Raw genomic sequence first — 12,648 nt, 5'->3', positions numbered from 1 at the left:
GGAAAAAATCCTACAATGCAGTTTAAAAATTCCCCTCTTTGCTAATACTGAAAGTAGAATAAAATCGTAGCAAGAGGGGGATTTTTATGAAGATCAACTTTAGGATGATAGATATGCATCAAGCAAGACAACGATGTATGATCGGTATAGTTTTTATTGCCATGGTAACTACATACTTCTTTTCTGCAGCTTTTGAGGCAAAGGCGGATAAGGACAGCTATAAGGAGCGGCTTATAAGATTTCATGTGCTGGCCAACAGTGATTCTCCGGAAGATCAAGCCCTAAAGCTCAAGGTACGGGACCGGGTGATCGCAGAGATGAATCCGAAGTTCGAGCAATCGAAAAGCCTGGATGAGACGAGAAAAATTTTGCAGGCAAGCCTGGAAAATATTGAAACCATCGCTATGGAGGAACTGCAGAAGAATGGCAGCAGTGATACGGTGAGAGCGGAGCTGGGAGAAGTAAACTTTCCTACGAAGAACTATGGCAGCATTACTTTGCCCGCCGGTTCCTATGAGGCTTTGAGAATCGTCATCGGAAGAGGACAGGGTGCAAACTGGTGGTGCGTGCTCTTCCCACCTCTATGTTTTGTGGATATGAAAAGCGGCTTGACCAATGAAAAAACAAAGCGTGAATTGATGAGTGTATTGACAGAAGAAGAATTCCGGAGGATCAGTACCGCCAGTAGTGAGGAAGCTGTTCCCGTTAAGCTGAAGTTTAAAGTAGCGGAAATCTTTGAAAGTGCAAAGGCAAATATTGGACGGGTAGTAGGATTGAATGAATAGGATGTAGGGGCAGGCCTTGTGCCTGCCCGTAATATATTTAAGGAAACGGCGTTGTCGTTTCCTTCTTGTTTTTGAAATTATACCCAGTAGCCAATCTTCGCATAATTGCTTCCAGCCCTACAAAAAATAGAGTTGTATTCACAAATCTGTGAAGGGAGGAAAAAAGTATGCGAAAGATCGCATTGGCTGCCACTGCCATCATGCTGGCAGCTTGTATTGGGTCGCTGATCTACTTAGATAGTTATTTTAATGTTGCAGCAGCACAGACCATGTACTGGGGATCTACCGGTGCAGAGGTAAGAAAGCTGCAGCAAACTCTGAAAGACTGGGGCTATTATAAGGGTCCGGTAGATGGTGTATTTGGCGGAGGAACCTTTGAAGCGGTGAAATCCTTTCAACGAAAACATGGGCTAACCGCTGACGGGGTAGTAGGTTCTGCCACACGAAAGGCGTTGGGATTTCCTGTAGAAGCAAAAGCAGCACCTAAGGATTATCAATCCAGCAGCAACGTAATATCAAGAGATCAGGAAACCACGCTATTGGCAAGAGCGATCACAGGAGAAGCCAGAGGGGAGCCTTACATTGGACAGGTGGCCATTGGTGCAGTTGTTCTCAATCGAACGAGACATCCGTCCTTCCCCAACACCATTGCAGGAGTGATTTATCAGCCCGCAGCCTTTACTGCAGTAGCGGATGGACAAATGAATATGGAGCCGACAGAAACCAGTTTTAAGGCTGCGCGGGATGCCCTGAACGGCTGGGATCCTACCGGTGGCTGTCTCTATTATTGGAATCCTGCTACAGCCACCAGCAAATGGATATGGTCTAGAACGGTAGAGAAAAAGATTGGAAAACACTGGTTTGGTAACTAGTGAATAAGGAGGTGTAAGGATGAAATATATACTGCCAATCCTATTGGCCATCGCGCTAATTGTCGCAGGTGTATGGGGGTACAATCAGCAGCAGGCCAGAGAAGAATACGCAACCTTTTTTATGAATAACAATCAGCGGTTGTATTATGATCTGACAGGAAGTGTACAAAGTATTACCACGGATTTGTCAAAACTGATGGTGTCAGGCCAAACACGACAAAATATTATCCTATATTCAAACATATGGAAAAATTCCTATAATGCCCAGGAAAAGCTTGCACAATTGCCCATCCAGCATGCACAGGTTAGTAAAACAGAGAAGTTTTTAAATCAGGTGGGAGATTATACCTTTGCTTTGGCAAAAAGAAACCTAGATGGAGAACAGCTTTCAGAACAGGAGCTAGAGAATTTAGAAAGTTTACATAACTATTCAGCCAGTCTATGCTTAGAGCTGCAGGAACTCCATAACAGCATATTTAAAGGAGAGGTATGGACTGGAGAACTGATCCGGAAAGCAAACAAAAAACTAAATCGAAAAGCAGAGGAAGAAAATCCTATCGATGTACAGTTTAACAAATTTGAAGAGAGAATGGTAGAGTATCCGGAGCTGATTTATGATGGTCCCTTCTCCGAACATGTGGTAAAGGGCAAAAAGCCTAGACTGGAGGGTGATAAAATCACAGAGGAGCAGGCCCGGGAAAAAGTAAAGGAGTTTTTAGGAGAAGGCACGATCAAGACAGCAGCCTCCGCACCGGGAAGTACAGGCAGAATCGATACCTACAGCTTTGAGGCTATTCCAAAGAATCAAGCAGAAGGGAAAGGAAATACTATCTATATAGATATTAGTCAACGGGTTGGTTATCCTGTCTATATTCTCAACAATAGAGATGTACCAAAAGCCAACATTTCACCTAAGCAAGCGATTAAGCGGGCAGATAAATTTTTAGAAGAAAAAGGCTTTAAAAACATGATGCCTACTTATACGATGCGGTATGACAATGTAGTATTAGTCAACTATGTTTATAAACAGAATGATATCGTTATTTATCCTGACTTGATCAAAGTTAAGATTGCATTAGACAATGGAGAAGTGGTAGGCTTTGATGCTACCCAATTCTTAACCTCCAATTATCAGCGGGATATTGAGACTCCGAAGCTGACCTCTGCTGAAGCACGGAAAAAGGCGACGATTCGGGCACAGATAGAAGAAGAGGGACAGCTGTGTATCATTCCCACCGATGCTTTTGGAGAAATTCTGTGCTATGAATTTGAAGCAAACTATAAGCAGGATAAATTCTTAGTCTATGTCAATGCCAACACTGGTGTAGAGGAAAAGATCTTAAAGACTGTGGAAAAAGAAAACGGAACGTTGATGATTTAATCGACGTTGAATATCGATTATGGAGACATGCAAGGGGGGAGAGAGAAATCTCTCCCTTGTTTATTTGCAAGCATTTTGTCCAGTTTTGCTTCTTGCATAAAGTACGCACTATCTCTCGCAATTTATAAATCATTTGAATAATATCCGATAGAAGTATAGAATATTAATGATAGTAAGGGTAGAATGTATATAAATACTTTCTCAATCACACATCTATAACCTTTTAAGGCTATAATTTCTTATTCGATAAAAGTTCTATAGAAAATTTGCTATGTGATCACCCAAATATAAAAGGGGGTTTTTCTATGACCAAAAAATTAAACATAGGGATCATATTCGGGGGCAAATCAGGAGAGCATGAAGTGTCTCTCATGTCAGCTGCTTCTGTGATGCGCGCCATGGACAGAGAAAAATACAACATTATTCCTATTGGCATTACAAATGAAGGCAGTTGGATGCTATATAACGGTCCTATAGAGAAGATCGAATCAGGAGAGTGGGAAGGGATTTCCAATAAGCTGCTTCAGGAAGATCCCCAGCACAGCGTTTTTACTGTGATCCCCATGGGAAATGAACCTTCGCAGGCGATTGTGCCTGGGATTCCCCCCTATTTGGGAGAACAGATCGATGTGATTTTTCCTGTACTCCATGGTCCCTATGGAGAAGATGGCACGATACAGGGGCTATTGGAGATGGCGGATATTCCCTATGTTGGTGCAGGGGTATTGGCTTCTGCTGTAGGAATGGATAAGATTTACTCAAAAAGAATATTTGAAATGGTCGGCTTGCCTATGGGCAAGTACATGCTGGTTATGCGGAAAAAGCTTCGAGAAAATCCGCAGGTTTATGTGGAGATGATTGAAGAGAACTTTTCTTATCCTGTGTTTATCAAACCTGCCAATTTAGGCTCCAGTGTGGGGATTAGCAAGGCCCGCAACCAAGAGGAGCTGTTGAAGGGACTTCAGGCAGCTGCCCGGCATGACAGAAAGATTTTGGTGGAAGAATTTATTGCTTGCCGGGAATTAGAATGTGCTGTACTGGGTAATGATGAACCGAAAGCATCAGTAGTAGGGGAGATTATACCTTCCCATGAGTTTTATGATTATGAGGCCAAGTATTTTGACGATGGAAAATCTAAGATGATTATACCTGCGGATATTCCAGCGGAAAAGGCTATGGAGATTAGAGAAATGGCAATAAAAGCCTATAAGGCCATAGATTGTTCCGGGTTAGCCCGCGTAGATTTCTTTATGGAGAAGGAAACGATGAAAATCTATATTAATGAAATCAATACCATGCCCGGCTTTACCAAGTATAGCATGTATCCGCTGTTGTGGGATGCTGCGGGTCTTCCTTACCCTCAATTGATCGATCAATTGATCCAACTGGCGGTTGAGAGGCATCAGGATAAGTAAAGTTGAGAGATATATGCATTTATTAGAATTATGAGTTTTCGTACGGGTAGATCTCTGTGTCTGCCCGTAAAATAGGCAGGTACCTTTGTACCTAATAAAGAGAGTGAGGATTTACTAATGAAAAATATCATGCTAAGAATAGAAGGAACCCAGCGCAATATAGGTGGAGAAGAAAGTACGATCGAGCTGACCACAGAGGGGAAGCTCTATAAAAAAGAAAATGCTACTTATCTCGTTTACGAGGAAAGTGAAATCTCCGGGATGGAGGGGTGTACGACTACTGTAAAGGTAATCCAGGACCAGGTGTCGATGCGGCGCTTTGGTACAGCCAACTCGGAGATTATTTTTCAAAAAGGAAAAAAATATGTTACCCATTATAACACACCCTATGGGATCTTTGATATGGAGGTACTCACTCGTAAGATTACGTGCAATATGACGGATGCAGATAAGGGAGATATTTATATTGAGTATAATATCAGCCTTGAAGGTTTGGTGGAAAGCCACAATAAACTAAGCATACGCATCATGTAGGAGAAACTTATGAAAGCGGAGATCAAAAGACAGATACTGCTGGCACTGCCTGAAATAGAGAACGCAGAACAGATCGAGGTCATGGAACCGAAAAATAAGGACCATGGAGATTTTACGAGCAATGTTGCACTAAAAATGGCAAAGGAATTGAGAAAAAGTCCAATGATGTTGGCTGAAGCGCTGGCAGAGAAAATAAAAAATAATTGGACAGCAGTGGAGGTCAAGGTCATTACACCGGGATTTATTAACTTCTATCTGAAAGAAAAATGGCTTTATAAAGTGTTTGAAAATGTATTGCCAGAGTCTATGTCCTCAAATGTGAAGGAACGTATAGAAGTGATTTTAAAGACACAGGAAGCAAAGGAATTGATTCAAGAGAAATTGCTGCCGGAAGAAATTAAAAGAATCCAATATGCTCACAGCAGAATTTGTTCTGTGCTTGAAATCTTAAGATCTGAGGGTATTTGTCATAAAGGTCCGGGAATCAGCTTCGACTATCATGGCAGTGATACAGAAAAGCAGATTCTAAAGCAGTTATTGGGTTATCCTGCAATGATTGGCCAAACCTTAGAAAATCGGGATAGCAAAGTGCTCCTGGACTACCTGGTGGGGTTGAATAACCTCTTTTATCGGTATCATGAGGGACTTTTATTCCGTTCTTTGAATCCTTCTTTGCTTTATGGTACACTAAAGGTATTGGCGTCGATGGGAAGGATCATTGGAGAATTATTAGGTCTTTTGGGTATCGATGCACCAGTAAAAATGTAATGAATGCTCACCGAATGTGAGCATATTTTATAAATCAACTGACGAAAATTGGGCAGAAGATGACGAAAAATCGGCAGAGGAGGATGGAAGATGGATTTAATTTTTTCTAAGAGGAATATGGAGATTTTGTTGGATCATATCGCAGAGGGTGTACAGATCATTGACAGCCGGGGAAGGATTATCTACTATAACCGGGCGGCGTCAGAACTGGAGGACATTAAGCAAGAGGATACCATCGGACGGCATATTCTGGAGGTGTATCCCTCCCTTTCACCGGAAACCAGTACCTTGCTTCATGCCATCCGTACCGGACTGCCTAGCTTCCAGGTACAACAAACCTTTATTAATTATAAGGGAAAAAAGATTACAACCATAAATACTTCTCTGCCCATAAAAGCAAATAACAAGGTTGTAGGAGCGATTGAGGTCTCGAAAAATATTACTGATGTGCGGGAGTTGTCAGAACGGCTGGTGGACCTCCAGGAGCGCTTACTGCACAAAGAGAGTGGTCAGAAACAAAAAAAAGTGAAGGACAGTGCTGCCTATACATTTATTGATATTATCGGACAAAGTCAAGAGATGTTGGCCTTAAAAGGATTAGCCATGAAGGCATCCCAGACTCCTTCGCCGATTTTGATTTATGGAGAAACCGGCACAGGAAAAGAGTTGTTTGTACAGGCAATCCATAATGCCAGTCCGAGAAGGGACAAACCTTTTATTGCCCAGAATTGTGCCGCGCTGCCAGGAACACTTTTGGAAGGGATTCTATTTGGCACGGTGAAGGGAAGCTTTACAGGGGCGGATGATCGGGCAGGACTTTTCGAGCTGGCTCATGGAGGGACCCTGTTCTTAGATGAAATCAATGCGATGCCTATGGAGCTTCAGGCAAAGCTGCTGCGGGTATTGCAGGACGGCAGTATTCGGCGTGTTGGAGATATTAAGACCAGAAATGTAGATGTGCGGATTATCGCCGCCAGCAATATGGAGCCGAGGGCAGCTGTTGAAGGAAAACAGTTGAGACGGGATTTATACTATCGACTAAATGCAGTGGAGCTCCGAATCCCTGATTTGAAAGAAAGAAAGGAAGATATTCCCCTGCTAACTCAGTACTTTATTGATAAGTTTAATGACAGATTGGGGAAAAATATTACGGGAATTACATCGGAAGTTCAGTCGGTGCTTCAACAGTACGCCTGGCCAGGAAACGTCAGGGAATTGGAGCATATCATTGAGGGTGCCATGAATTTAATGGACGGACAGACTATTCAGATGGAGAACCTGCCTGCCTACTTCCGGAAGAACAAGAAAAACAATGGAAAAGAAGAAAAATCTGTATCCCTTAAAAGAGCTTTAGAGGACTATGAGCAGGAAATGATTCGCAGCTGTTTTGAATCCTGTGGAGGAAATGTAAGCCGTGCAGCAGAAGAACTGGACATCCCACGCCAAACATTGCAGTACAAACTGAAAAAGTATGGCTTGACGAAGTAGGAAGTGTGGGTTTGATTGGGAGAATGTAGGGAATGGCCTCTGTGCCGTTCCGGAAAATGTGCCGAAAATTGAGCACAACAAATATCCTAAAATGCTTCACAAGGAAAACATTTTCCCGGAAATTTGTTCACTTTCTAGGAATTGCAAGGGTTTTCCCTCCGGCTTGCACCTGATACCTTGCAATGGATTCATATGGCACGATCCTTGCAATATAATTGCCTTCGGTGAATAAAATAAAAAATTAAAAAGTTAGAAAGATATATAAGGAGGAGAAACAGTATGAAAAAAGGATGTCCTTTAGGAACACACAGAGTAATTGAACCGGCAGGTGCACTGCCACAACCGGCGAAAAAAATTGACAACACGATGGAGCTCTATGACAATGAAATATTAATTGATGTACAAACTTTAAATATTGACTCTGCCAGCTTTACACAAATTAAGCAGCAGGCAGAAGGAGACCTTGAGAAAATAAAAGAAATTATGCTTGAAATTGTAGCGGAAAGAGGAAAGCATCAAAACCCAGTGACAGGCTCCGGGGGGATGCTGATTGGGACGGTAGAGAAAATCGGATCTGCCCTAGAGGGAAAAGTTGATTTGAAAGCAGGAGACAAGATTGCTACATTGGTATCTCTTTCTTTAACACCTTTGCGCATCGATGAAATTTTAGAAATCCGAAAAGATATTGATCAAGTAGACATAAAAGGTAAGGCGATCGTATTTGAAAGTGGTATTTACGCGGTCATTCCAAAGGATCTGCCGGAAAACTTAGCCCTATCGGTATTGGACGTGGCGGGTGCTCCTGCACAAACCGCTAAACTGGTGAAGCCTGGAGATACAGTGGTGGTAGTAGGCGGTGCAGGAAAATCCGGTATGCTCTGCTGCTATGAAGCAAAGCGCAGAGCTGGAGTTACAGGAAAAGTGATCTGTTTGGGTCATAGCGAAAAGAGTTTAGCCAGAGCTAAGGAAGCAGATATTGCTGATGTATATATTGCCGCAGATGCTACAAAACCTGTAGAAATCATGGAAAAAGTCGCAGCAGCTACAAATGGAAAAATGGCAGATATCACGATTAACTGTGTAAATGTTCAAGATACAGAAATGTCTTGTATATTGGCAACGAAAAAAGATGGATTGATCTACTTCTTTAGTATGGCTACCAGCTTCACAAAGGCTGCTCTAGGCGCAGAGGGTGTGGGCTCGGATGTAACGATGATCGTTGGAAACGGTTATACAAAAGGGCATGCAGAGATTACACTGCAGATTATGAGAGAAAGCCAAGCATTAAGAAAAGTTTACGAAGAATTATATGCGTAAAAACTGGGAGGGTTTATAATGAGAAATTTTAGAGAAATCGAACTATGGAAAAATGTGACACAGGAACAGTGGGATGACTGGCACTGGCAGGTACAAAATAGAGTTGATAATCTTGAAGACTTAAAGAAGGTAATCAATCTGACGCAAAAGGAAGAAGAAGGAATTATAAAGTCTCTTGAAATACTGCGGATGGGGATTACACCTTACTATGCTGCATTGATGGATCCCAATGATCCTGACTGTCCTGTAAGAAAGCAGGCAGTACCCACCCTGTACGAGACCTATAAGAGCGATGCAGATATGGATGATCCTCTCCATGAAGATACAGATTCACCGGTACCGGGCTTGACGCATCGATATCCGGATAGAGTACTGCTGCTGATCACAGACATGTGTTCCATGTACTGCAGACACTGTACAAGAAGAAGGTTCGCGGGACAGCAGGATGATGTTCTGCCAATGGATCGAATCGATGCCGCCATTGAATACATCAAAAACACACCGGTAATACGGGATGTACTGCTATCCGGCGGAGACTGCCTGCTGGTAAGTGACGAAAGATTGGAATACATCATCAGTAAACTAAGAGCTATTCCTCATGTGGAAGTCATTCGTTTAGGCTCTAGAACGCCAGTGGTTCTCCCGCAAAGAATTACACCGGAGCTCGTAAATATGATGAAAAAATACCATCCAATCTGGTTGAATACCCACTTCAATCATTCAAAAGAAATGACGCCTGAAGCGAAGCGGGCATTAACATTATTGGCAGATGCAGGGATTCCATTGGGGAACCAGTCTGTACTGCTAAGAGGTGTAAATGACTGTGTGCATATCATGCGAGACCTAGTGCACAATCTGGTAAAAAATCGTGTAAGACCTTACTATATCTATCAATGTGACCTTTCTGTAGGAATAGAACATTTTAGAACACCGGTAGCCAAAGGAATTGAAATTATCGAAGGATTAAGAGGCCATACCTCCGGATATGCAGTACCGACTTTCGTAGTAGATGCACCGGGTGGAGGCGGAAAGATTCCTGTAATGCCGCAATACTTAATTTCCCAATCTCCGGAAAAAGTAATCCTAAGAAACTTCGAAGGAGTTATCACAACTTATACACAGCCAGAGCCTTATAAAGAGACGTGCAGCTGTCCGGTATGCAAAAAAGAAAGAGAACACAAAATAACAGGCGTAGCAGGACTGCTTCAAGGCAATCAAGTGGCATTAGAGCCAGGAGACTTAGAACGGCACAAAAGAGGGCATCACGAGTAGACAACAGAAAATGTAGGGGCAGGCCCTGTATCTGCCCGCACATAGGGTATGTCGTTTCTATACAATAAAGAATAGTAGGGGACGACCTGCGTGTCGTCCCGTAAAATTCTCATTTTTTCAGGCAACATGTATTGGCTTTCAAAGGAGGTTTCAACCATGCAATTAATGGATCTCATACAAAGTAAATATAGAATCATTTCCGTGGTAGGAATGGCAAAGAATGCAGGAAAAACCATGACGCTAAATGCACTCATCGATGAAGCCGTGGAAAGAAATGTACGCTTGGGGATTACCTCCACAGGTCGGGACGGAGAAAAACAGGATCTTGTGACCAGTACTGAGAAACCTTTAATCTACGTGGCTGAAGGGACCTTGATCGCAACAACGGAAGAAACTTTTAAGTGGTCGGAAGTAAGAATGGAAATACTTGAGGTGACGGATTTTTCCACCTCCATGGGCAGAATTGTAATTGCACAGGCAAAAAATGCGGGATATGTGCAGATTGCAGGCCCTAATACCAATGGAGAGATGAAGGAAGTGGCCCAGAAGCTGCTGTTTTATGGGGCGCAGCTGGTGATTGTGGATGGCGCCATTGATCGGGTGGCATCGGCTTCACCGGCAGTTACAGAGGCGACGATATTGGCGACAGGTGCAGTACTCAGCCGGGATATGAACCGGGTAATTGAACGCTCTATTCACCAAACCCGGTTGTTTTCCCTGCCGGTGGTAGAGGATGAAAGGTTAAGACAGCGGATTGCATCCATGATGGAGGAGAAAGGCTGCTACATGGTGGATGAAGCGGGAAATACCAAAAGGCTGGAGATCAAGACTGCCCTCAATAGCGGTGCGGTCATTGGAAGCGCCATTGAAGAAAATACAAGGTATGTGGTAATCGGAGGTTCACTGGTTAGCAAAACCTTGAAAGATATTATTGCTGCTACACAAAGATATAAGCAGGTGATTTTTGTTGTAAAGGATGCTACAAAGATATTTATTGATGTCCGGGATTTTTTATATTTTGAGAAAATAGGCATTCAGATACAGGTCGTAGACAAAATTCAGGCGGTGGCAGTGACCGTGAATCCTTATGCGCCCCAGGGCTATTATTTTAATCCTGAGGAGTTTAGATATAAGATGGAGCAGTTTTTAAATCCTATTCCTGTATTTGACGTAGTATTAGGCGGTGATGCCTAATGATTACAGAAAAAATAGAAAAGAATTTAGATCTGGACTATATATTTGATCGAATAACCGTATATACGCCCTATGGAGAAGTGCAAAAAAAGGAAATGAGACCTTTTAGCTTGGGAGAAGAATCTCTGTTGGAAGAGGAATTAAACCGGACAGAAAAGGTATTGATGTTATTGGAAAAACATCGCTACACCTTTGTGGAGATCCGAAGTCAATTTAAGAATATGAAAGATTTGAGAGGATCCTTCAAGCGTGTAGAGGAAAATACAGTACTCAGCGTGGTGGAGTTGTTTGAGATCAAGGTGTTCTTAAGCATTTTAGAAAAGCTGCAGGAGCTTTTGCAGAAACTCCCTTGGAACCTTCCAAGGGAACTGCAGATTCAACCTATGTTCCGTCTGCAGAAGCTTCTGGATCCTCAAGAGTCTGGGGTCAATACCTTTTATATCTATGATGAATATTCAGAGGAATTGCGAGCCGTCCGGGAAAAGATTAGGGACTTGGAAAACACCATTAATCAAGCCAAAATACAAACCCGGGATCGGGTGCAGGCTGAGTTGGGCTTTAAGATTCGACCCAATGGAGAACTAACCATCAACAAAGGAAACCGTGAAATGATGGAAATGGCTGCAGCCTATGATGGCTTGGTGTACAGTGCAGAAACTTACATGAATATAACTTATAAAGTGAAGATGGATGAGCGGTTTGATCAGTTGTTCCAGCAAATTGAAGATCTGAAGCTGGAGGAAGAGGCGGAGGAATTTCGAGTTCGCCAAAAGCTGACAAAGGAGATTGAGACGGATTTATCCGGGATTTATGATAATATTCGTGCAGTAGGTGCTTTAGATCTGCTGATTGCAAAAGCCTATTTTGCATTAGGCTTTCACGGAGTAAGGCCGGCTTTATCGAAAGCGTGTATATTAAATATTCAAGAGGGCCGTCACATCAAAGTGGAAGATACCTTGCGAAAACAGGGGAAGTCATTTACGCCGATTACTGTAGAATTAAGGAAAGGTGTTACTTGCATAACAGGTGCTAACATGGGCGGTAAAACCATCTCTCTTAAGCTGATCGGCCAGCTCAGTGCTATGGCACAGTTTGGCATTTTTGTACCGGCCAAAGGGATGACATTTTCCTTAAAGGAATATATCTTCCTATCCCTCGGAGACTTGCAGTCTACCGACATGGGCCTGAGTACCTTTGGTGCAGAGATCGTAGAGATCAAAAAAATATTGAAACGAGCGGCAGAGAAGGGCTTGATATTAATTGATGAATTGGCCAGAGGAACGAATCCCTCAGAGGGCTATGCCCTATCCAAGGCAATCATAGAATACTTGCAGGATAAGAATGCCATTACAGTCATTACAACCCATATTGACGGCTTGGCAGAAGGTCCGGTTTGCCATCTGCAGGTGCGCGGGTTGGTGGATGTAGACTTTGATGCGTTAAAGGAGGCTTGGGCCCAGCAGGAGGTTGGCGGTATTGAAATAGTTCATCAATATATGGATTATCGATTGGAGCCTGTCAACGGAAGAAGCAGCGTACCCAAAGATGCCATCAACATCGCCCGTCTGATGGGACTGGATGAAGTGATCTTAGAACAGGCAGAAAAATATTTAGACAGATAA

11 protein-coding genes are annotated in these 12,648 nt (G+C 42.9%); all 11 read left to right on the top strand.

Annotated features, from left to right (window positions below):
- The first annotated feature begins 86 nt into the window (after positions 1-86).
- The 11 genes from spoIIR to kamC all read left to right on the top strand — a co-directional run bounded on the left by spoIIR (position 87) and on the right by kamC (position 12,648).
- Positions 87-785 carry a stage II sporulation protein R gene (gene spoIIR, locus Gferi_RS11570; protein WP_236932725.1) on the top strand — a complete coding sequence of 233 codons (699 nt, stop codon included), beginning with the start codon at positions 87-89 and terminating at the stop codon, positions 783-785.
- A gap of 167 nt (positions 786-952) precedes the next feature.
- Positions 953-1,657: a spore cortex-lytic enzyme gene (gene sleB, locus Gferi_RS11565; protein WP_069976620.1), complete on the top strand. Its 705-nt coding sequence runs from the start codon at positions 953-955 to the stop codon at positions 1,655-1,657.
- 19 nt (positions 1,658-1,676) lie between these two features.
- Positions 1,677-3,038: a germination protein YpeB gene (ypeB, locus tag Gferi_RS11560; protein WP_069976618.1), complete on the top strand. Its 1,362-nt coding sequence runs from the start codon at positions 1,677-1,679 to the stop codon at positions 3,036-3,038.
- Between the two features lie 305 nt (positions 3,039-3,343).
- Complete coding sequence (locus Gferi_RS11555) at positions 3,344-4,453, top strand: D-alanine--D-alanine ligase (protein WP_069976615.1); 1,110 nt, start codon at positions 3,344-3,346, stop codon at positions 4,451-4,453.
- 117 nt (positions 4,454-4,570) lie between these two features.
- Complete coding sequence (locus Gferi_RS11550; RefSeq protein ID WP_069976613.1) at positions 4,571-4,987, top strand: DUF1934 domain-containing protein; 417 nt, start codon at positions 4,571-4,573, stop codon at positions 4,985-4,987.
- 9 nt (positions 4,988-4,996) lie between these two features.
- Positions 4,997-5,755 carry a DALR anticodon-binding domain-containing protein gene (locus Gferi_RS11545; RefSeq protein WP_069976611.1) on the top strand — a complete coding sequence of 253 codons (759 nt, stop codon included), beginning with the start codon at positions 4,997-4,999 and terminating at the stop codon, positions 5,753-5,755.
- A gap of 90 nt (positions 5,756-5,845) precedes the next feature.
- A complete protein-coding gene (locus Gferi_RS11540) occupies positions 5,846-7,243 on the top strand; it encodes a sigma-54 interaction domain-containing protein (RefSeq protein ID WP_069976610.1) in 1,398 nt (465 codons plus the stop codon).
- Positions 7,244-7,522: 279 nt separating this feature from the next.
- Positions 7,523-8,560 (top strand): L-erythro-3,5-diaminohexanoate dehydrogenase, encoded by a 1,038-nt coding sequence (kdd, locus tag Gferi_RS11535; protein ID WP_069976608.1) that lies wholly within the window; start codon positions 7,523-7,525, stop codon positions 8,558-8,560.
- 18 nt (positions 8,561-8,578) lie between these two features.
- Positions 8,579-9,832: a lysine 2,3-aminomutase gene (kamA, locus tag Gferi_RS11530; RefSeq protein WP_069976606.1), complete on the top strand. Its 1,254-nt coding sequence runs from the start codon at positions 8,579-8,581 to the stop codon at positions 9,830-9,832.
- Between the two features lie 156 nt (positions 9,833-9,988).
- Positions 9,989-11,026: a lysine 5,6-aminomutase reactivase subunit KamB gene (kamB, locus tag Gferi_RS11525; RefSeq protein ID WP_069976604.1), complete on the top strand. Its 1,038-nt coding sequence runs from the start codon at positions 9,989-9,991 to the stop codon at positions 11,024-11,026.
- On the top strand, positions 11,026-12,648 hold the full coding sequence (gene kamC, locus Gferi_RS11520) for a lysine 5,6-aminomutase reactivase ATPase KamC (protein WP_069976598.1): 1,623 nt from the start codon (positions 11,026-11,028) through the stop codon (positions 12,646-12,648). Before kamB ends, kamC begins: the two co-directional genes overlap by 1 nt.

Origin of the sequence: Geosporobacter ferrireducens (genome assembly GCF_001750685.1) — a bacterium.
Taxonomy (GTDB): domain Bacteria; phylum Bacillota; class Clostridia; order Peptostreptococcales; family Thermotaleaceae; genus Geosporobacter; species Geosporobacter ferrireducens.
This window is presented reverse-complemented; position numbering and strand designations above follow the sequence as displayed.

Excerpts from the sequence above, each read along its gene's own strand:
- spoIIR (WP_236932725.1), top strand. The coding sequence starts at position 87 with ATGAAGATCAACTTTAGGATGATAGATATGCATCAAGCAAGACAACGA.
- sleB (WP_069976620.1), top strand. The coding sequence starts at position 953 with ATGCGAAAGATCGCATTGGCTGCCACTGCCATCATGCTGGCAGCTTGT.
- ypeB (WP_069976618.1), top strand. The coding sequence starts at position 1,677 with ATGAAATATATACTGCCAATCCTATTGGCCATCGCGCTAATTGTCGCA.
- Gferi_RS11555 (WP_069976615.1), top strand. The coding sequence starts at position 3,344 with ATGACCAAAAAATTAAACATAGGGATCATATTCGGGGGCAAATCAGGA.
- Gferi_RS11550 (WP_069976613.1), top strand. The coding sequence starts at position 4,571 with ATGAAAAATATCATGCTAAGAATAGAAGGAACCCAGCGCAATATAGGT.
- Gferi_RS11545 (WP_069976611.1), top strand. The coding sequence starts at position 4,997 with ATGAAAGCGGAGATCAAAAGACAGATACTGCTGGCACTGCCTGAAATA.
- Gferi_RS11540 (WP_069976610.1), top strand. The coding sequence starts at position 5,846 with ATGGATTTAATTTTTTCTAAGAGGAATATGGAGATTTTGTTGGATCAT.
- kdd (WP_069976608.1), top strand. The coding sequence starts at position 7,523 with ATGAAAAAAGGATGTCCTTTAGGAACACACAGAGTAATTGAACCGGCA.
- kamA (WP_069976606.1), top strand. The coding sequence starts at position 8,579 with ATGAGAAATTTTAGAGAAATCGAACTATGGAAAAATGTGACACAGGAA.
- kamB (WP_069976604.1), top strand. The coding sequence starts at position 9,989 with ATGCAATTAATGGATCTCATACAAAGTAAATATAGAATCATTTCCGTG.
- kamC (WP_069976598.1), top strand. The coding sequence starts at position 11,026 with ATGATTACAGAAAAAATAGAAAAGAATTTAGATCTGGACTATATATTT.